At 63.2% G+C, this 19,780-nt stretch carries 21 protein-coding genes; 4 read left to right on the top strand and 17 right to left on the bottom strand.

Annotated elements, in window-relative coordinates; genetic code table 11:
- Positions 1-60: 60 nt before the first annotated feature.
- Entirely contained in the window at positions 61-1,395 is a 1,335-nt protein-coding gene (locus AC1Z3O_RS22670; protein ID WP_483518126.1) for a sensor histidine kinase, read from the top strand.
- Positions 1,396-1,402: 7 nt separating this feature from the next.
- On the opposite strand, the gene AC1Z3O_RS22665 is transcribed toward AC1Z3O_RS22670, so the two are convergent.
- Entirely contained in the window at positions 1,403-2,044 is a 642-nt protein-coding gene (locus tag AC1Z3O_RS22665; protein ID WP_483518125.1) for a GntR family transcriptional regulator, read from the bottom strand.
- Between the two features lie 146 nt (positions 2,045-2,190).
- On the opposite strand from AC1Z3O_RS22665, the gene AC1Z3O_RS22660 reads away from it, so the two are divergent.
- Positions 2,191-2,667 (top strand): OsmC family protein, encoded by a 477-nt coding sequence (locus AC1Z3O_RS22660; protein ID WP_483518124.1) that lies wholly within the window; start codon positions 2,191-2,193, stop codon positions 2,665-2,667.
- A gap of 276 nt (positions 2,668-2,943) precedes the next feature.
- Here the strand turns inward: AC1Z3O_RS22660 and AC1Z3O_RS22655 are convergent, their stop codons facing one another.
- From AC1Z3O_RS22655 to AC1Z3O_RS22645, 3 genes are all read right to left on the bottom strand, one after another.
- Positions 2,944-3,294, bottom strand: coding sequence for a putative periplasmic lipoprotein (locus AC1Z3O_RS22655; protein ID WP_483518123.1), 351 nt, complete (start codon positions 3,292-3,294; stop codon positions 2,944-2,946).
- Positions 3,295-3,574: 280 nt separating this feature from the next.
- On the bottom strand, positions 3,575-4,591 hold the full coding sequence (locus tag AC1Z3O_RS22650; RefSeq protein ID WP_483518122.1) for an EthD domain-containing protein: 1,017 nt from the start codon (positions 4,589-4,591) through the stop codon (positions 3,575-3,577).
- The gene (locus AC1Z3O_RS22645) at positions 4,584-5,771 is read right to left on the bottom strand and encodes an MFS transporter (RefSeq protein WP_483518121.1); all 1,188 of its coding nucleotides are present in this window, start codon (positions 5,769-5,771) and stop codon (positions 4,584-4,586) included. Before AC1Z3O_RS22645 ends, AC1Z3O_RS22650 begins: the two co-directional genes overlap by 8 nt.
- A gap of 136 nt (positions 5,772-5,907) precedes the next feature.
- Between AC1Z3O_RS22645 and AC1Z3O_RS22640 the strand changes: the two genes are divergently transcribed.
- Positions 5,908-6,855: a LysR family transcriptional regulator gene (locus AC1Z3O_RS22640; protein WP_483518120.1), complete on the top strand. Its 948-nt coding sequence runs from the start codon at positions 5,908-5,910 to the stop codon at positions 6,853-6,855.
- A 111-nt stretch (positions 6,856-6,966) separates the two neighbouring features.
- Here the strand turns inward: AC1Z3O_RS22640 and AC1Z3O_RS22635 are convergent, their stop codons facing one another.
- The 13 genes from AC1Z3O_RS22635 to AC1Z3O_RS22575 all read right to left on the bottom strand — a co-directional run bounded on the left by AC1Z3O_RS22635 (position 6,967) and on the right by AC1Z3O_RS22575 (position 19,085).
- The gene (locus AC1Z3O_RS22635; RefSeq protein ID WP_483518119.1) at positions 6,967-7,944 is read right to left on the bottom strand and encodes an acetyl-CoA carboxylase carboxyltransferase subunit alpha; all 978 of its coding nucleotides are present in this window, start codon (positions 7,942-7,944) and stop codon (positions 6,967-6,969) included.
- A 56-nt stretch (positions 7,945-8,000) separates the two neighbouring features.
- The gene (locus AC1Z3O_RS22630; protein ID WP_483518118.1) at positions 8,001-8,615 is read right to left on the bottom strand and encodes a hypothetical protein; all 615 of its coding nucleotides are present in this window, start codon (positions 8,613-8,615) and stop codon (positions 8,001-8,003) included.
- Entirely contained in the window at positions 8,612-9,109 is a 498-nt protein-coding gene (locus AC1Z3O_RS22625; protein WP_483518117.1) for a MerR family transcriptional regulator, read from the bottom strand. Before AC1Z3O_RS22625 ends, AC1Z3O_RS22630 begins: the two co-directional genes overlap by 4 nt.
- Positions 9,110-9,293: 184 nt before the next feature.
- Positions 9,294-10,802, bottom strand: a complete 1,509-nt coding sequence (pdxR, locus tag AC1Z3O_RS22620; RefSeq protein ID WP_483518116.1) for a MocR-like pyridoxine biosynthesis transcription factor PdxR — start codon at positions 10,800-10,802, stop codon at positions 9,294-9,296.
- Between the two features lie 109 nt (positions 10,803-10,911).
- Entirely contained in the window at positions 10,912-11,709 is a 798-nt protein-coding gene (locus tag AC1Z3O_RS22615) for an inositol monophosphatase family protein (protein ID WP_483518115.1), read from the bottom strand.
- A gap of 13 nt (positions 11,710-11,722) precedes the next feature.
- Positions 11,723-12,430 (bottom strand): ABC transporter permease, encoded by a 708-nt coding sequence (locus AC1Z3O_RS22610; RefSeq protein ID WP_483518114.1) that lies wholly within the window; start codon positions 12,428-12,430, stop codon positions 11,723-11,725.
- A 17-nt stretch (positions 12,431-12,447) separates the two neighbouring features.
- Positions 12,448-13,140 carry an ABC transporter permease gene (locus AC1Z3O_RS22605; protein WP_483518113.1) on the bottom strand — a complete coding sequence of 231 codons (693 nt, stop codon included), beginning with the start codon at positions 13,138-13,140 and terminating at the stop codon, positions 12,448-12,450.
- Positions 13,141-13,193: 53 nt separating this feature from the next.
- On the bottom strand, positions 13,194-13,982 hold the full coding sequence (locus AC1Z3O_RS22600) for a transporter substrate-binding domain-containing protein (protein WP_483518112.1): 789 nt from the start codon (positions 13,980-13,982) through the stop codon (positions 13,194-13,196).
- A gap of 53 nt (positions 13,983-14,035) precedes the next feature.
- Positions 14,036-14,815, bottom strand: coding sequence for an ABC transporter ATP-binding protein (locus AC1Z3O_RS22595; RefSeq protein ID WP_483518111.1), 780 nt, complete (start codon positions 14,813-14,815; stop codon positions 14,036-14,038).
- Between the two features lie 68 nt (positions 14,816-14,883).
- On the bottom strand, positions 14,884-15,663 hold the full coding sequence (locus AC1Z3O_RS22590; protein ID WP_483518110.1) for an SDR family oxidoreductase: 780 nt from the start codon (positions 15,661-15,663) through the stop codon (positions 14,884-14,886).
- 20 nt (positions 15,664-15,683) lie between these two features.
- A complete protein-coding gene (locus AC1Z3O_RS22585; protein WP_483518109.1) occupies positions 15,684-16,415 on the bottom strand; it encodes a 2-keto-4-pentenoate hydratase in 732 nt (243 codons plus the stop codon).
- Positions 16,416-16,695: 280 nt separating this feature from the next.
- Entirely contained in the window at positions 16,696-17,766 is a 1,071-nt protein-coding gene (locus AC1Z3O_RS22580) for a porin (RefSeq protein ID WP_483518108.1), read from the bottom strand.
- Positions 17,767-17,903: 137 nt separating this feature from the next.
- Positions 17,904-19,085 (bottom strand): pyridoxal phosphate-dependent aminotransferase, encoded by a 1,182-nt coding sequence (locus AC1Z3O_RS22575; RefSeq protein WP_483518107.1) that lies wholly within the window; start codon positions 19,083-19,085, stop codon positions 17,904-17,906.
- 183 nt (positions 19,086-19,268) lie between these two features.
- On the opposite strand from AC1Z3O_RS22575, the gene AC1Z3O_RS22570 reads away from it, so the two are divergent.
- Complete coding sequence (locus tag AC1Z3O_RS22570; protein ID WP_483518106.1) at positions 19,269-19,751, top strand: Lrp/AsnC family transcriptional regulator; 483 nt, start codon at positions 19,269-19,271, stop codon at positions 19,749-19,751.
- The last annotated feature ends 29 nt before the right edge of the window (positions 19,752-19,780 follow it).

The raw sequence follows: 19,780 nt of genomic DNA, 5'->3' as shown, positions 1-19,780 counted from the left end.
GGACTATCGGCATCTCGGGGCACGACCAGGCAGCACAACCAGCCACATCATCGGAACAGGATGGACAAGACGCTCCCGCGCAGGGACAAGGACATGACGTGGGCGGCGCGCTTCGGGCGCGCCTGGCAGACGCTGTTCGATTCGGCCGTCCGCGCCGCGCTGCTCGACGAGGAGAGCGTGGCGCGGCTGCGCCGCATCCAGCTGGTCGGCATGCTGGGCGTGCTCGGCCATCCGCTCTATTACGTGATCTGGCGCTACGTTTTCCCGCAGCACTATGAGAACCTGGGGCTGCGGCTTTTGTGCACCGCACTGTTCATCCCGCTGCTGTTCGCCTCCCGGTTGTCCCAGCACAGCTGGATGTCACCGTACGCGCTGTTCGCCATCACGGTCGGCCTGCCCTTCGCCTTTGTCTTCTTCTACCTGGAGAACGCCGGCGCGCTGGCCTGGGCAGAATCCGTGCTGATCGCGGTGGTGATCCTCTATCACTTCAGCACGGCCTTCGCCACCATCTCCCTGATCAGCGGAACGGCCGCCGCGGTGGCACTGTTCCTGCTGGGCGGCAACTCGATGGCCAGCATCCCCTGGGATGCCGTGCTGCTGCAGTTGCCGCTCCTGGCCTTCGTGATCGCCGTGCTGTTCGTGATCAAGATCGACCGCCAGGTGCTGATAGAGCAGAAGCAGCGCGGCATGGCGGCTGCGCTGGCCACGGTGGCGCACGAACTGCGCACGCCGCTGACCAGCCTGGCCATGACGGTGGACGGCATCCGCGCGCGCCTGCCGAGGATGCTACCCGCCGAGGATCCGCAATTGCCCGCGCTGCTGGCGGCGGCCGAGCGCATGCGCTCCGACCTGGCCCACGTGCATAACAGCATCGAGCTGCTGGTGGCCAACTCCAAGGACCCGCTGTCGGCCACCAAGTCCTTGTTCGACCCCTGCGTGGCCATCCAGGACGCCATCTCACGCTTTCCCTTCGAGCCGGGCTTCGCACGGCGGGTCAGCGTCGAACCCTGCAACAACACGCTGGTGCTGGGCAATCCGCAGTTGTTCGAGCTAGTGATCACCAACCTGACCAAGAACGCCCTCGAAGCCATCCGCCGCGCCGGCAAGGGCGACATCGTCATCCACTGCGAAACAGGGGACGATGCCATCGAAGTCGTCTTCCGAGATACGGCGACGGGCGTGCCACCGCAGGTGCTCAAACGGATGTTCCAACCGTTCTTCTCCTACCCCGCGCATCGCGGCACCGGCATCGGCCTGGCCTTCTGCCGCAATGTCCTGCGCAGCTGGGGCGCTTCGATCTCCTGCGACTCGATCGAGCACGAGTTCACCGAGTTCCGCATCCGCTTTCCGCGTCCCGAGGCGCGTCCGGAGTTGCGTGCCGAGTTGCCGCGCTGAACCGAAGTCAACCGTTTTCGACAATCCGCATCACGATGTTCCTGGCCGAATCGAGATGCGCGACGGTCATCGAGCGGGCGGCCCGCGCATTGCGTTCGCGACATGCCCTCAGAATGTCCTCGTGCTCGATCTGGAACGACGGCGTGTCCGCGAGCAACGTATTCTGCAGGCGCTCGTAACGTTCGACCTGGCGGCGCAGCTCCGCGATTGCGTTGAGGTGACGTTCGTTGCCGCAATGCGAATACAGGAGCTCATGGAACTCCCGGTTGAGTTCCCCCTGCCTTGCCGGCGTACCTGCATCGCCGAGCAGGCGATGGACGAGTTCGGCGCGCGCAAGCGTCTCATTGTCGAGCTGCTTCACACTCCGATAGATCGCATCGCCTTCTAGCAGTGCCCGCAAGTCGTAGATCTCCTTCACGTCCGACGCAGTCAGCGTCCGCACGACGGCGCCGCGATTCCTGAAGAGGTCTACCAGCCCCTCGCCCGCCAGCCTTTGAATGGCTTCGCGAAGCGGGATCCTGCTGATCCCGAAGCGGTCGGCCAAGTCTCGCTCGACCAGCCGCTCCCCACTTCCCAGCTCGCCGCTGACGATCATCTCCCGCAGGGACGCAGTCACCTGGTCCGCCGTGGAGTTGAATCTTGTTTCCATGACCGAGAGTCCTGTAATTTGGAATAATGGTATACCAAACAGGAATCCGGTGCCACAATGGAACCCGCAGGTTGGTACCGCGCGTGAGGCCCAGCGCCGCTGACCCAGCATCCACTGACAACGTTTCGACTTCGAAGGAGAACACGATGGCCCACGGCGTGCATAAGTATCGCGTTTCGGTGGAGTGGACGGGAAACCAAGGGACTGGCACGTCGGGGTATCGCACGTACGGCCGTGATCACATCATCCGCGCGGGCTCCAAGGCGGACATTTTGGGCTCGTCCGATGCGGCGTTTCTCGGAGACGCGGCACGCTGGAATCCCGAAGACCTGTTGTTGGGCGCTGCATCAGCGTGCCATAAGCTCTGGTATCTGCACTTGTGCGCGGATGCCGGCATCTGCGTGCTTGCCTATGTCGATGACGCCAGCGGGACGATGATCGACAGTCCCGAGGGTGGGCGATTCACGGAAATTATCCTGCACCCTCGCGTGACGATTCGAGTTGGCGATGATCGCGACAGGGCGGAACGTCTGCATCATGTGGCACATGAGAAGTGCTATATCGCAAACTCCGTGAACTTCCCCATCCGATGTGAGCCTGTCATCGAGTTCTCCGCAGCCTGATTCCGTCTGGTCCTGCCCAGAGTTCGCCCGGATGCGCCTTCATGCCGAAATGTGAGCGGTTGCCCTTCGTGACCTGATGCATTTCCGCGTCGCGTGCTACGGAACAGCGCGCCCCATCCCATCCAGAAACTTGCGTTTCCGGGCGGGCCGGTTGCTCAGGTCCAAACCAAGGCCAGTTTGTTTCATGCGCTCATTGTGCCTGGCCAGGTCTCGCCTGAGCATCCTTGCTTGTGCGAGTTTTGAACACGATCCAGAGTTCGCCCTCGAAGCCGGGGCTCACATGCACTGGCTGAATGCACCAGTCCCACCGCTGTCGGCGCCCCGGAAGCCCAGCCATGATCCAGCTCCGGTTGGCGACTTTCGCACGACGGCGGCTGAACTGCTTGGCGGCTGCTGCCCCGGAACGGAGACGTCGAATGCCTGGTCATTGGCGAGCATGTATTGCATCCATACTTGCTGCCCCGAGCTTTGCGCCCATGCTCCCCCGATGCATTGGGCGGCTTCCTTAGGCGCAAGCTTACTTTCGCCAATGGCACGAGTGTCTTGCGTGGGAGGCGGCGTGTAAGGCGACATGGCGCAGCCCGTGAGTGCGGCGGTGGTCAGAGCGACGATGAACGGATATTTCATGTTCTTAGCTCCATATCGAATCGCAGAAGCACCGACGATGCCATTCGAGTCGAATCGTCACCTGCCAGTGCCGGTTAAGTGACCCAAGATGGGTCAAGTCCCCCGTCCGTACAACATAACAGTCTAGGCGCCAGACGGCGGATGAAGTAACGGAAATGCACTGATACGAATGAACGAAGGATGGAAGACGTCGTTCATTCCAATTCCGGTGAGTTTCCGTTGCCTTTCTGGAAGGCGATAACGGTGACTGCCCAATGTGCGGGCTTGCCGGCAGCTCAGTTCATACACGCAAGTCCGTGGCGCATTCAGGGGCAATGCGGTTGACCAGCACCATACCGACGGCGGTCCACCATTCGCTGGCCGCCGGGTCCGTCATTCGCGCTTCGTCCTCCGCGATCCTCTTCTGCTCGGGACGACGCAGGAAGTCCTCCAGGTCGTTGAGGCTGGCGAAGCCCATCAGCGTCACCCCGTCGATACCGCTAGCCTGCGGGTGGTACAGCGGCAGGCCCGGCTCGGTCGGTCCGATGTTGTGTAGCTGCACGTAGCGCGTGGCCCAGCCCTTGGACTGTGCAGCCGAGAGCGGTGCATGTTCGTGAAGCCACCACCGCTGGAACGCCTCCCGGCCAACGGCCGAGCCACGCACGTGGAGCTTGACCAGCGTAACGGCCTCGTTGCCCGTGACACTCGGCACGATGAGATACTGACAAGACAGAATCGGGGCGATGTCGCGGAAGATCGCCTGATCTTCGGGCAGGATCTTCTCTCGCACACGGGCATTCCCTAGCACCACGGCAATGTCCTCGGGGCCCGCAAAGTTCAGGTAGGCGATGCCGTCCCAGCGCGGGCGCCGGTAGGGTTCGACACGGCCGATGACGGTGGGCCACAGCTTGCCCTGCGCATCGACCGGCGCGCGGTACGGCGGCGCATTGGTATGGGTCGGTCCCGGCGCGAAGCGATGCAACTGGTCGTAGCGCAGCAGGCGCTCCAAGCTGTGGTCGTCCGGCTCCTCGGCATGGATGAAGCGCACGCCATGCACCTTGCGCCAATACTCGCCCCAGTGCTCGAAGTTGAGATTCGGATTGCCCTCGAAGACATTGGCGGTGGCATCGGCGGCCGGGTCGGCGATCACTTGCCCGGCACGGTCGAGGAGGTGGCCGTCGGCGCGTCGGCGTTCGGTCAGGGGTGTGTTGTCGGCACGCGAGAGCAGCGAGCACAACACGGTCAAAGGACGGTCGCTGCCGGGTTGAGGTTGCAGGTACGGAGCACGGAACAGCCGTTCTTCGCCAGTCTCAGTCATGGTGGTGATCTCCAGGTGGATTGTGAAGAAAGGACACGGCCAGCGCCGCCAGACCTGCAACTACGGCGAAACCATAGAGGCCGAGCGTGCCCCCATGCGCCCACGCGAAGCTGCCGATGGCGGCGCCAGCCGCCATGCCCGCCATCGTGCCAGCCATTAGTAGGCCGTTGAGGCGGCTGCGGGCCTGCGGCTCCAGCCCATTGACGATGGACTGGTGCGACACCAGCGCGGCCATCACGCCCAGGTCGAAGGCCACGGCGCCGGCCGCCAGGGCCCACGGGCTGGATGGCAGGATTTCCATGCCCAGGAACGCCACGATCACCAGCACGCACCCCATGCGGATCGCGGGCAATGGCCCGCGGCGATCATTGAGGCAGCCGAACCCGGGCGCAGCGAGGGCGCCAGCCGCGCCGGCAATGCCGTAGAACCCCGCCACGCCGGCACCCAGATGGAACGGCGGCGCTGCCAGCACCAGAGCGAGCGTGGACCAGAACGCGCCCAGCGTGGACGCGAGCAGCGCCTGGGCCAAGACGGCCAGCCGCAGGGCGCGGTGCTGTCGCCAGAACGTCCACAGGCTGGCGATCAAGAAGCCGTAGCGGCCGCAGCTTGCGGGCGCCAGGTTCGGCACGGTACGCAAGGCGATCGCCATCACCCCCAGCATCAGGCAGGCCGCGCCGAGTTGCATGGCGCGCCAGCCCAGGGTATCGGCGACCCAGCCACCCAGGGCGCGCGACAGCAGGATGCCGCTGAGCAACCCGGTCGTGACGGTGCCCACGGCACGGCCGCGCCGTTCAGCGGGGGCCAGTTGCGCGGCAATCGGCACAAAGTCCTGGCCGATACTGCCCAGCAGACCAACGGCGACGCTGGCGACGACCAGCCAGCCAAGGCCGGGGGAGGCGCCGGCTGCCAGCAGGGCCAGCACCAGCAGCATCGCTTTGACCAGGACCAGCCGCCGCCGCGGCACCACGTCCCCTAGCGGCGCCAGCAGCAGCATGCCCAGCGCGTAGCCGATCTGGGTCAGGGTCGGCACCCAGGCCACCCGCTGCGGGCTGGCGCCGAACTCCGACTGCACCAGGGACAGAGCGGGCTGGAGGTAATAGACATTCGCCACACCCAGGCCGGCACAGATTGCCAGAAGCAACAGCACGCCATTCAGGCGGGGGCTGGGCAGAAGGGCCATTTGAGGCATCAGGTACTCGCATCGGAATCGACAGCTCCGGCGGGCTGTCCCAAGGAAATGATATTGACGAATCAGGAGTCGATATATGCTCTATCAATCGAAATAGAGTTGAACTGAATTCGTCAATAGGTACCCCATGAATACGCCAGACCCTTTTCGCGGCATCGCCGTCTTCATGCAGGTTGTGCAGGCCGGCAGCTTCACGCTGGCGGCCGAGCGACTAGACATGAGCAAGTCGGGCGTCGCCAAGAGCATCGCCCGCTTGGAAGCCACGCTGGGCGTGCGACTGTTTCAGCGCACCACGCGCCGCTTGAACCTGACCGACGAAGGCCGCCAGTTCAACGACGGCTGCGTGCGTGCCCTGGCGGAGCTGGAGAGCGCGCAGGCGCAGGTGACAACGCAGCACCAGGCGCTGGCCGGGCGGTTGCACGTCGATCTGCCGGTGGTCTTCGGCCGGCGCTGGGTCCTGCCGGTGCTACTGGAGATCGCCCAGGAGCATCCGGCGCTCGAACTGGACGTGAGCCTGACTGATCGCCGGGTCGATCTGGTCGAGGACGGCATCGACCTGGTGATCCGCATCGGACCGCTGCAAGACAGTGCCACCTTGGTCGCCAAGCCCCTGGGCGTGCAGCAGGCGGTGCTGGTTGCCCATCCCGACTACTTGGCCCGGCACGGCCAGCCGCAGACCCCGGATGACCTGCACCAGCACGCCTGCATCACCTTCGGCAGCGGCGGACAGGCGCGGCCCTGGCACTTCCTCGACCGCCACGGCCACAGCCATCCCCTGGCGGTGCGCGGCCGCCTGGGCCTGAACCATAGCGAGGCCATTCTGGATGCCGTCCTGGCGGGGCACGGCATCGCGCTGCTGTCCGACTGGCTGGTGGCTGAACACCTCCGGGCGGGCCGGCTGGTACAGGTGCTGCCCAAGGTCGGAACCCAGGGATTCCCTATTCACGCAGTGTGGCAGAGGAACCAGCACCTGTCGGCGAAAGTGCGACGGGTCGTGGATCTGCTGGCCGAGCGATTCGTAACCCGGGTGCCCTGGCAGGTCAGTCATATTGACGGGCGAACTGTGGCACCGTGACTTCGCCGGTGCGCGAACGCCAGCCCCGCGACAGTGGCGCTCAGCGGGCTGCGGTCGACGAAACGCCCGCCCAGCCAGTTACCATGGATCCGGCACCTCCAGCAGCCTTACTCATCCCCGAGCGGGTGCCGACGTATCCCGGAAAGCGCCATAGCGCATGAGCCGTTCGTGCCGGCGGGCCAAGAGTTCTGTCGGACCGTAGACATCGATCGCCCGGAGGCTCTCGCGCAGGATGCGCTTCAGCGCGGACGCCATCTGCACGGGATTGCGATGCGCCCCGCCAACCGGTTCATTGGCGACCTTGTCGATCAATCCCAAGGCCTTGAGCCGGTGCGCCGTCAATCCCAGGGCATTGGCGGCGAGCTCGCCGTGCCCCGCGCTCTTCCACAGGATGGACGAGCAGCTTTCCGGCGAGATGACGGAGTAGGTTGCGAACTGAAGCATGACCGCCACATCGCAGACGCCGATGGCCAACGCCCCGCCCGAACCGCCCTCGCCGATCACGGTGGTGATGATCGGCGTCTGCAGCCCGGCCATTTCCATCAGGTTGCGGCCGATCGCCTCGGACTGGTTGTGTTCCTCGGCTTCGATGCCGGGCCAGGCGCCCGGCGTGTCGATGAACGTGAAGACCGGAAGCTGGAATTTCTCCGCCAACTGGAACAGCCGCAATGCCTTCCGATAGCCTTCCGGACGGGGATAACCGAAGTTGCGCAGGGTTCTTTCCTTGGTGCTGCGGCCCTTCTGGTGTCCCACCACGACGCAGGGCCTGTCATCGAAGCGGGCGAGGCCGCCGACGATGGACTGATCGTCGCCATAGCGCCGATCGCCGTGTAGCTCGTGGAAGTCGGTGAACATGGACTGCACGTAATCGAGGGTGTACGGCCGCGCGGGGTGCCGCGACACCTGGACGATCTGCCACGGAGTCAGGCGCTCATAGAGGGCCTTCGTCAACTGCTCGCTGCGAATTGACAGCCGTTCGATCTCATTCGAAAGGTCGATCGTGGATTCCTCATCGGAATAGCGCAGCGCTTCGATCTTCTCTTCCAGCTCGCCGATGGCCTTCTCGAATTCAAGGTAGATTCTCGCCATATACATCCCTGTCGCTTGTGTTCTTCTTCTGCCCGCGCGTGCGCCGACCGATCGCCCTAGGTGATGGGTTCGAAGCCGGTCAGGTCCTTGCTGAGGTGGAGGCCCATCGCCTTGCAGGCGGCGCCCAGCACGGCTACCAGCTTCGCGTCCGGCAACGCTTCATCCAGCGCGATCAGTTCCGCCCAGAGGGGAAGCCAGTATCCGGCAGCACCTTGCCTGCCCAGCAATTCCGATACGCTAGCCTGCAAGTCGGCCGACAAGGCGTCGGCGATGCCATCGGCATCCTCCTGCGCGTCGACCACCAGGCAGATCGTCCGATCGCGCAGAAACGCGCCGTGCCCGAGGATTGCTCCCGCATCCAGCGCGATCAGCAGGTCGGCCTGCCTCTCGCCTCTCGTGCCTGTCGTGCTTGTCGCGTCGGAACCGGCCATGGCCGCATCGATGTGCGCGATCGCGTCATGTCCCGACATTTCGATGACGGTGGTGACCTGGCAGTGGCCTGGAAAGCAGTTGTCGATGCAATGCTCCAGCCACGTCGACAGCTTCCTGACGCCGGGCCGATATCTGCCCACGACTTTCAGCGAAAACCCCCTGTATCTGTCGATCATGTGCCCGGCTGCTGTCGCGATGCTCTCTCCTGCCCGGGCTTGGGGTGGCGCCATGAAGCTCATGAGGCGTCCTTCATCGGCGGCATGAGCATGCCTTTCAGGAAGGCCAACAGTGATGCGTCAAGCCCCATGCCGACTGCCAGGCCTGGCTCATGGTCGAACAGCGCCTCTTCCTGCAGAACAAGCATTTCCAGCAGGGACAGCGAGTCAGTGCATTCCGGCGCGCCGTTGCTTGCCATTTTTTGTTGCAGCCATTGCAGTCGGTTCCGGAGCGTCTCGAGGTGGCGCTGCTTCTTCTCCATTACCTCCAATGTCTCGGCAAGGAGCTCGCAAGGAGCAATGCCCTGTCCATCGATGATCTCCCCGATGCGTGCCAGCGGATGTCCGATCTGCCTCAGCAGCAGAATGCGGCCCAGCCGGATTACGTCCGTTTCGATGTAGAGCCGGTCGCCTTTGCCTGACCGGACGGCGGGCGACAGCAGTCCAATCGAATCATAGTGGTGCAGGGTGCGCACCGACAGGCCGGTCTTGCGAGCCAGTTCACCAATCTTCAGCATCGATGCAATTACCTCCGTGCGCGGCATCTTGGGGCCTGACGTCACGTCAGAGTCAAGCGGATTCTGCCGGAGGAGCGGATCGCGATGGAGCGGCTTTCGGGGGTACGCCGTGATCGTTGCGGGGCCGGCATGCACACGACAGATTGCCTGGCAGGGCGTGTAGCCAGATTGCACAGCCGCGTGGCTAGGTCATGCCTTCCGATCCGAGGGAATCGGATACGGCCTGCCTGAAGAGATTCAGCGCCGGTCCGATTCGATCCGCCGATGTGTTGCCGAATCCGAAGACAAAGCCCCTTCTGCACTGTCCGCTCATGCAGTAGCGCGACAAGGCCGGGACGTCGATGCGATGCGCCAGCAGCGCTTTGGACACTGCCACATCATCCATGGGAATCCTCGCCACTGCCGACAGATGCAGACCCGCACTGGCCGCGGGAATATCGAAGAGATCCGCGCACAACGTCCTCAGGCAATGCTGCATCAGTCCGGCCCGCTCTGCATAGCGGCTTCCCATTCGCCGGAGATGCGCGGCCAATTGCCCGCCCTGCATGAAGTCAGCCACCACACCTTGCGTCGGAACCGAAGCGTGAAAGGAAAAGACCTGTGTTGCACGTGCGAACGCCGCGACCAGACCGGGCGGCATCACGATATAGGCGAGGTTGAGAGCCGGCGAGATCGATCGGTTGAAGTTCCCGATATAGATTACCCGCTCACCCTGGTCGAGCGCCGCAAGGGGCGGGAGCGGGCGTTTGTCGAAGTGGAACGCATTGTTGAAGTCGTACTCGATAACCCAGGCATTCCGCGCCCGCACCCATTGCAGCAGTGCCAGCCGCCTCTCCAGAGGCATCGTACTGCCGAGCGGGAATTGATTGGTCGGCGACGCCACCACCAACTTGGCGCCTGGCGCAAGATGGTCGAATTGTGCGCTGTCGAGCCCCTGCATATCGATCGGCACGTGCACCAATTCCGCGCCGGCCGCCATCAAGGCGGCAAGCCGCGTCGTGTAGGCAGGATCCTCGACGATGACCTGATCTCCCGGATCCATCAGTACGTGGCCAGCCAGCATGAACGCTTGCGTCGTGCCGCTGACGACCAGTATCTGCTCGGCTGAGCAAGGTACCGCGTGTGCTTCTCCAAGGTATGCCGCTATCTGCTCGCGCAATTCAGGCAAGCCCAGTGTCGCGCCGTAGCCCAAGTCTGCCACCGGTGCCGAGCGCCAGTACTGTCCGGATGCCTTGGCGAACTGATCGAACGGCAACTGGTCCAGCGCCGGCACTGTAGGACTCAGATCGAACGCCCCGCCGCGCTCGGACGGCAAGCTCAGATCGAGCAAGGCCTGGGTCCTGCGAGACACATGGACGCCCGGCATCGCGTCCTCAGACCGCTTGCCGGCGCTCCGATCCTTCGTGGGATGGCGGTCTTCCGGCAGGACGGCCGCGATATAGGTGCCGGCGCCAACTCGGCAGTGCGTGTAGCCCTCAGCAAGTAAGCGCTCATACACCAGGACAATCGTGTTGCGCGACACCTGCAGCTCGGCCGCCAGTCGACGACTCGGCGGCAATCGCGCGCCCTTGGACAGGCTTCCAAGCAAGATCGCCTGACGGATCTGATTGAAGACCTGCTCGTGCAAGGGCGTCGCGCTGCTGCGGTCGAGAGACAGCGCACTCCATGTCGGGTAATTGAAATTCAGTGCCATATGCAAGCCATACGATGAGCGACTGCCCGCAAGCCACGCATGCGCGACGCGCAACAAGCGGAGAGCAGGCGCCCTGATCGCACTATACGTGCCGGCACCACAGCGGACACTAGGTGCTAGCCAGTATCCGCAGCGCTTCATCGTGCCGCCTCGGGTTGCCCGATGCAATCAGCCGATTGCCCGAGTAGATTGTCAATGGCTTGCCTTCCCAATCTGTGATTACGCCGCCCGCGCCCTCGATGACCGGCACCAAAGCGCAATAGTCCACTTCCCGGTGCCGGCCGCAGTCAATGGCAATGTCGATGGATCCGCTCGCCACACTGCCATAGGCATAGCAACTGGAACCGTACACACACCATTTGGTAGCGGCGCGCAGCGTGTCGAACACTTCCCGCTCCTGCGGGCCGAATGGCTCCGGATTACTGCACGAAAGCAAGGCCTCGGACAGGGACGGACATTGCCGACTGCGAATCGGGCGCTCATTAAAGAGCGACTGCCGGCCGACCGCGCCCACCCACCGGTCGTTGGTGATGGGGTGGTCGATGACGCCAACGATGGGAGTACCGTACCTGGCCAGCGCGATCAGCGTTCCATAGATGGGAATGCCTGTGACGAAGGCCTTGGTGCCGTCGATGGGGTCGATCACCCACACATATTCGGCATCCAGGTCCGTGGCATCGAATTCCTCGCCGAGAATTCCATGATGCGGATAGCGATGCTGGATCAGCATGCGCAGCGTGGTTTCCACATGCTTGTCCACGTCGGTCACCGGACTGTCGTCCGCCTTGGTTTCGAACCCTCGGCGGGTATGCCTGTTCTCGCGCAGGATCGCGCCGCTGGCGTTCGCCAGGCCGTGGGCGAATGCCAGCAGTTCGTCAATGACATTCGGGTCAGTATGGTCGGACATGGTCTTCCCTGGTTCACGCAAGCAAGGTTTCAGGAATCGGCGCCCCGGTCTGCGCCGGGCGTGTGTGGCGGGACATGCGGTTCTCCAGCGCGCGGACCATGCGATCCGCGGCGAAGGCGAAGCCAAGGTAGAGAAGGCCCGCCGTAATGAAGATCTCGTAGGGAGCGAAGGTGCGGGCGACCAGCATATTGGCGACGCCGGTCAGTTCGGCAATGGTAATGGTGCTAGCCAAGGAAGTTCGCTTCACGGTTTTGATGACCTCGTTGCCATACGCCGGCAGCGCTAGCACGATGGCGCGCGGCAGTATGACCTGCCGGTAGAGCGAAGCGAGCGACAGGCCGAACGCCTGTCCCGCTTCGATTTCTCCCCTGGGCACGGCTTCGATTGCGCCACGCAGGATGTGCACGATGTACGCGGTGGTGTTCAAGGTGAAGGTGAGCACAGCGCACCAATAGGGATTGCGCAGGTACTGCCAGGCCCAGCTCTCGCGCACAAGCTCTATCTGTGCCATCCCGTAATAGACGATGAAGATCTGCACCAGCAGCGGCGTGCCGCGGAACACTTGGCAGAAGGCCTCGATCGGCCAGCGCAGCCAACGCGACCCCTGCACTCTCGCAATCGACAGCGGCAGTGCCAGCAGATTGGCCAGCAGCATCGTGATGGCGAACAGCTCAAGCGTGAGTTTGGCACCTTCCCAGAGCATTCCCAGGCTGTCGCCCATGAGTTGAAAGTCCATTGTCATGCACTCCTTTCGCCACGCGCTACGCGTCTTTCGAGGCCAAACAGCACCGCTGAGCTGGCCAGCGTCAGCGCCAGGTAGATGGCGCCCGCCGTCAGGTAGAAGAACAAGGCCCGGCGCGTGTCGCTGGTGGCGAGCTCCGCTGCCTTCATCAGCTCGCTGAGGCCGACGATGGAGATCAGGGACGTGTCCTTCAGGATGGAAATCCAGATGTTGCCCAGGCCCGGCAATGCGAAGCGGAGCAAATGCGGGAGTTTGATGCTGGCAAAGACCTGCCACGTGCTGAGCCCCAAGGCCTTGCCCGCTTCAACCTGCCCGGGCGGCACCGCTTGCAACGCGCCCCGAAAGACCTCCGCCGCGTAGCCGCCGAAAATCAGCGCCAAGGCGAATACGCCTGCCGGGTAGGGCGGTACCTCGATCGTCCCGGTCGGGGCGCCGACCAGGGCAGCCAGGCGTGTCAGCGCGACCGTGCTGCCAAAGTAAACCAGCAAGATCAGGAGCAACTGGGGTGCGCCTCGAATGGTCGTCACGTACACGTTGGCGAGCACACGGATAGCACGATGGCGTGAGAGGCATGCAAGGGCGCCAAGTATGCCCAGGACGCCGCCAAGCACGGACGAGAGCAACGCCACCTCTACCGTCATCCAGACGCCCCGGGCAATCGTCGGCCCCCAACCACTGAATATGTCCATATCTGTTTTGCCTTGCGATTGACGAAACTATCGGCATTGCTTTGCGCGCTGCCTCACTTCCACACCGAGGGCAGCACACTGAAACTCCAGTACTTTTTGTTGATCGCCTTGAAGGTCCCGTCGTCAAACATAGACTTCAGCGCCGTATTGATTTCATCGCGCAAGGCCTGGTCATCCTTGCGCAATCCGATTGCCACACCATCGCCAAAGTACTTGCGCACCTCGAACTCCGGCCCGATGAACTCATAGTTGCGGCCTTCGGCCTTGCCCAGGAAATCCATCTGGACCTTGATCGGCCCGACCAGGGCCATGTCGATGCGGCCGGCGACAAGATCAAGTAGCAGGTTCTCGGCGGAGTCGTAGCGGGCGATGTCCACGCCGACGAATTCGCCAGCCAGGTAGCTGTCGTTGGTCGTGGCGCGCTGCACGCCGACCACCTTCCCCTTCAGAGCCGTGATGTCGGGCGAGCCGTCCGCCTTGAACGGTTTGAGACCCGCCCCCTTGCGCGCGATGAATCGTGCGGTCGACGCGCGATACGGTATGGAAAAGTCGATGCTCTTTTTGCGCGCTTCGGTGATCGACAGGCTCGACGCGACGATGTCGACCTTTCTGGCCATCAATGCCGGAATCAGGCCGTCAAATCCAAGGCAGACAAATTGCACATCGGACTTGACACGCCTGCCCACCTCCCTCGCGATATCGACCTCGAATCCCTTCAAGGCGCCGGACGCATCCCGATAGTTGAACGGTGGGTAGGTGCATTGCACCCCTACCTTGATGTCGCGTGCGTGGGCAACGACAGAGCACAGCGCCAGGGCGCCGATAAGCAGCAGCTTTTTCATCGGACAATCCTTTGTGATGAATGACCGAGGATGGTCAGTGACGGAGGATGGCATTACAGAACACTCTCGATGAACTTCCGACAGCGCTCGCTCCTCGGCTGGCCGAAAACCTCCGCCGGCGCACCGCGCTCTTCGACCCTGCCTTCATGCAGGAACAGGATTTCGCTGGACACCTCCCTGGCGAAGGCCATTTCATGCGTGACCATGACCATGGTCCTGCCCTCCTCGGCCAACTGCTGGATGACCTTGAGGACCTCACCGACCAACTCCGGGTCAAGCGCTGAGGTCGGCTCGTCAAGCAGGAGCAGCTTGGGCTCCATGGCCAGTGCCCTCGCAATGGCGCAGCGCTGTTGCTGCCCGCCCGAGATGTGGGCCGGATAGTGGTGCTGCCGGTCGTACAATCCGACCTTGGCCAGCAGCGCCTGCGCTCGCTCGTTGGCCTCCTTGCGGGTCAGCCCCAAGACCTTCATGGGCGGCATGGTGACGTTCTCGAGCACCGTCATGTGACTCCAGAGATTGAAGCTCTGGAACACCATGCCGATACCGGCACGCAATCGGTTGACCTGCTTCATGCTGAGCGCCGCCGGTTGACCGTCGGCACGGGCCCGCAGCCGGATAGGTTCGCCATCGATCGTGATGCTGCCCGCATCGGGCACTTCCAGCAGATTGAGACATCGCAGAAACGTGCTCTTGCCTGAGCCGCTGGCGCCAATCAGCGTCACCACGTCATGCTCGTTTGCGCTGATATCCAGGCCGCGCAGAACGTCCGTCGCGCCAAAGCGCTTGCGAATGTTCTGCGCCGACACAATCTCTCTAGCGGTCTTCTGGGTCATGTCGATCTTGTCTCCTTATCATTGATCCCGGTGACGGCTGCGCTTCTGGTGGCGCATGCCTTGTCATTTCAGAGTGTCCCGGGATAGGCACCGCCATCCAGCAACAGATTTTGTCCGCTGATGAAGCCTGCGTGACGGCTGCATAGAAAAGCGCAGGCGTGTCCGAACTCCATGGGATCGCCGAAGCGCCCCGCGGGGTTGCGCGCCATCCATTGCGCCTCGACCGCGTCCACAGTGGTGCCGGACAATCTGGCCTCGGCCTCGAGGGTGGCGCTCAGGCGGTTGGTGGCAAACGGCCCGGGTAGCAGGTTGTTGATGGTGACGTTGCGGCTTACTGTGCGTCGGGCCAGCCCCGCCACAAAGCCCGTCAAGCCGCAGCGTGCCCCGTTGGAGAGGCCGAGGATGTCGATCGGCGCCTTCACGGCAGACGAGGTGATGTTCACGATGCGCCCGAAGTTGCGAGCCATCATCGCATCGACCGTGGCACGGATCATTTCGATTGGGGCCAACATGTTCGCGTTCAGGGCATCAAGCCAATCAGCGCGGGTCCAGTCACGAAAGTCGCCTGGTTTGGGTCCGCCGGCGTTGGTCACCAGGATGTCCGGGGACGGACAGGCGGCGAGCACGGCGGCACGCCCTGCTTCCGTCGTGACGTCTGCTGCAACGGCCGTGACCTCGGCGCCGGTCGCTGCGCGAATCTCCTCGGCCGTGGCCTCCAGGGCTTCGCGCCCCCTCGCCACGATGGTCAGCTTGACGCCTTCCTCGGCCAGCGCCGTGGCGCAACTGCGGCCCAGGCCCTTGCTGGCCGCGCAGACGAGTGCGTGCTTGCCTCGAATTCCCAGATCCATGATTTATTCCATCCTTGCGTTCAGAGAAAGCTGGCCTTGACGACCCCGAACGGGGCGAACGTGGACGTCACGCTGGTTCCGCGCACGGCAGCGTACTGCCTGGTGAAGGAACCGGACATCACCTGCATGCCGGCTTGCAGCGGCTGGCCGAACTCCGCCAGCTTGTTGGCCAGCCAGACCACAGACAGCAGACCACCGCCGTCCATGACCGCCGAACCGGGAGCCACGTCCTCCAGGCGGCCATTGACTTCGACGGCCACCGTCGCGCGCGCCAGATCGCGATTGCCCGCAACCAACGGCATGGCTTCGCCGGTGACATAGGCCTTCTGCTGCGCGTTGTCCGCCATTGCAAGCGGCAGGTTGCCGGAAAAAGGCCCGCGCACTTCCACGATCTCCAGGGCGGGAGCGGCGTGTGAGACCGCCTGGACTACCTCGTCGAGCGTGACACCGGGGCCGCGCAGCGTTTTTCCCAGGGTCAGGCAAAGCTCATTCTCGAAGCCGGGCTGGATCAGCTCGTCGTATCGGTAGCTTTGCCCGCTTGAATGCGCGGCGCTCTCCAGCAAGTAGCCAAAGCACGGTTCGTGGACCCCTTGCTGCTGGCGCATCGCTGGCGCAGTCAATCCGACCTTCCACCCGGATTGGCGCTCGCCATGGGCGGTGCGGCGTCGCAGCAAGGCCAACTGCACGGCATACCCTTGTTGCAGCGAGAACTTCCCGGCCCACTCCGCGGGCATATGGCGGCCGTCCTGCATGGCGGCCCAGAGTGCATCGGCAATGATTTCAATTTCCGTGGTATTCATGGTCTGGTAGAGAGAGATACTTGCTCATGCCACGCCGGCAGTCCGCACCGGCGCTGCGGGCAGGCATCGGGCCTGCACAAGGCCTGCCGACCCGTTGGCTTCCGATGCCTCCCGTCCGCCTTCGCCGGGGCAGAGACTTGACCACCTGAGCTAGTATCCCTAGCGGCCATGTGCTCGGACAAGGACCAATATCGCGATGCGACAGGTGCCAATTTCCCCGGCGGCAGGGTAACTAGAACGTGTGCCGGATGCCCGCGACGACGCCTGTCTGTCCAACCCCCGCTGGTACCGAGGTCCCGCTCACGACGCCGAATTGCGAACCGCCTTTGTTGCGCATGTAGGAGGCGGTCAGGTACAGGTCCGTGCGCTTGGACAGGTTGTAGTCCGCCTGGAAGGCATAGCTGATCGCGTCATCTGGGCTGTGCCGTCGGTCAGTCCAGTAGACCGCGGCGCGAAGGATGAACGCTGGCGATACAGCATATGAGCCGCCAAGCCAGAGTAGATTGGAGCGATACGTCGGGGAGCTCAGGCCGCTCTGAAGGTGTCGGTAGCCGGCCATCGTGGAGAGCGCCCTCGTCTTGTAGACAAGCGCCGCGGCGTAGCGCCGCTCGATGCTTCCGGCCGATGCCACGGATGCGCCGCGGCGTTGGTCATAAATCAAGGCCGCGCCGAACGCGCCGCCGCTGTAGGCCACCCCGGCGCCAAGCTCCTGTCCGACCCGCGGCACACCGGGCACCTCGCCACCGTTGGCAATGGTCGAGTCATAGCCGGTGCTGCCCATCGCACTCAAGGTCAAGGCACCGAAATTTCCCGTGTACTTGACCGTGTTGTCGGCACGATAGGACAGCTGAAGATCGTGTGCGAGGACCGAGTACGTCATGAAACGCATCGGATCCATTGGTGCAAGCAGGTCGTACAGCGGAATGTACTGGCGCCCGAGCGTCAGCAGCCCCCACGGTCCGGAGACCCCCACGAATGCCTGGCGCCCGAACAGCCTGCCACCCTGTGCAGACGTGCCGGTATCGAGGTTGGAGCCACTCTCGAGGGTAAAAATCGCCTGCAGCCCGCCACCCAGCTCTTCCGTGCCGCGCAGCCCCCAACGTGTGCCCGAGCTGTTTCCCGATGCCATACGCCATGCCGAGCCGGTGCCGTTCTTGTCGGCGTGACTGACATACTCGATCCCCGCGTCGACGACGCCGTACAACGTGACTCCGCCTTGCGCCTGTGTCTCGCCTCCCCACAGGCTGCCGATCGCGGCCGCGAACAAGCCGCCCCTCGCCTTTGTGCGCATTGTTTCCTCCATCTCTCGTTGTTCTTGTGGCGGTCCTCGCACCTAGAGCCGACTGTCCCTTGGAACAACCGACCCTACGATCCTGACAACCGATCCGCGCGGGCGTTTTTTGCGCGGAAGCCCCGCTCACCGCCTGCCATCCCCCGTAACTACATTGCCGAAAGGCCGCGCCGCAGACGAGATACCCCCGCGTCGAGCCGGTCGATGCTGCTCGCGTAACACCAACGCAGGTAGCCCTCTGCCTGCTCGCCGAATGCGATGCCCGGTGCCAGCCCGAGCCCATGGCTGACGGCGAGTTGTTTGCAGAAGGCGAGGCTGTCGTCCACACCCTCCACGCGAAACAGCGAATACATCGCACCAGGCGGTGGCGGTCCGACCGTAACGCCAGGTATCGCGGACAGCCGTTCGGCCAGGTAGTCGCGGGACTGTTGCAGCCGGGAAACGCAGGCCTGCACATCGGCCTCGCCGTGTTCGAGCGCCGTCAGGCCGGCAAGCTGGACGAATCCCGGGGAGCAGGTGGTATTGATTTCAATGAGCTTGCTCACTTCCGGCATCACCGAGGCAGGCCCCACCATCCAGCCGAGCCGCCACCCGGTCATCGACCAAGCCTTGGAGAAGGAATTGCAACTGATCAGGCGGTCGCCTTCCTCGGCGATATCCAGGAAGGACGGAGCGCATCGGGCGCCGTAGAAGAGGCGCTGATAGACGTCGTCGGAGATGATCCAGATGCCGTGCTTGCGGCAGTGCGCCAACACCTGCAATTGCTCTGACTTTGTTAGAGAGAACCCCGTTGGATTGTTCGGGGCATTGATGAGCAGCGCTTTCGTCCCTGGCGAGAGGGCCGCCAGAAGCGCAGGTATGTCCAGCCCCCATCCTGACGCCGAAAATGTCTGGGCAACGCTGGCCACTTCGGCGCCGAGCATCTTCGGCATCTCGATCAGGTTCGGCCAGACAGGGGTCACGGCGACGACACGATCACCCTTGCCCAGGATTGCCTGCATCGCCATCATGAGCGAGGACGTACCCGACGCCGTGACGGCGATCCGGTTCACAGCGATCGGCTGACCGTGCAGCTCACTCAGGTAGGCGCTGAGGCGCTCCCGTAGCGCGGGCATCCCCAGCGTCTGCACATACCTTGTCTGGCCCTGGCGAATGGCCGAGATGCCCGCCTCTTGAATGTACGTTGGCGTGGGGGTGTCCGGCTCGCCGAACCAGAATGCGAGCATGTCCTCACGCGACATCGCCGCGTTTGCAACCTCCCGGATTGCCGAGGATCGCAATCTCCTCACATCGTCCCTTGCTGCCGGTTGAACCGTGGAAACACCGCTCACTTCGTCCTCCTCTCGATCGTGGCACGCGCTGAGCGTGAAGGCCCTGAACCATTCAATCCGCGTTGATTCCGGGGAAATCCTGTATTGGTATAGTATCTGCGTATATACGGTGTTTCTTACTGATATCACGCACGCATCTATACGTTTTCAAATCAAACATTCTGTGTTTTCGTTGGTACTGAAATGAATATTTCACGCGTATCGTTGGACCGGGCAGACGTCAAGATTCTGCGAGCCTTGCAAGAGGACGCGCGACTATCGAGCGCAGACCTGGCTGAACGTGCAGCCTTGACGGCGTCACCTTGCTGGCGAAGAGTCAAGATCCTGGAGGAACAAGGGGTCATCTCCGGCTACCACGCCAGGCTGGATGCGGCAAAGCTGGGGTACGGCCTGACAGCCTTCGTGTTTTTCAAGCTCGTGCGGGGCGATGCCAAGCGCATGCAGGCATTCGAGCGCGCGGTGCAGGCCCTGCCCCGGGTGATGACGTGTCATCGCGTCTCGGGCACATACGATTACCAGATGATGGTGATCGCCGAGGACCTGAATGAGTTCGGCCGGTACGCGGAGAAGAACCTAAACAGTCTTCCCAATGTGAGTGAGATGTACACGTCCTTCGTTCTGCATGAGGTGAAGGCGATGGAACACGTGCCGCTACCGTCGATGTGAGTTTGGTTTGTTGTCGCTGCCAGCCGCCA

This window comes from Cupriavidus sp. 09_S30, assembly GCF_056930435.1.
This window is presented reverse-complemented; position numbering and strand designations above follow the sequence as displayed.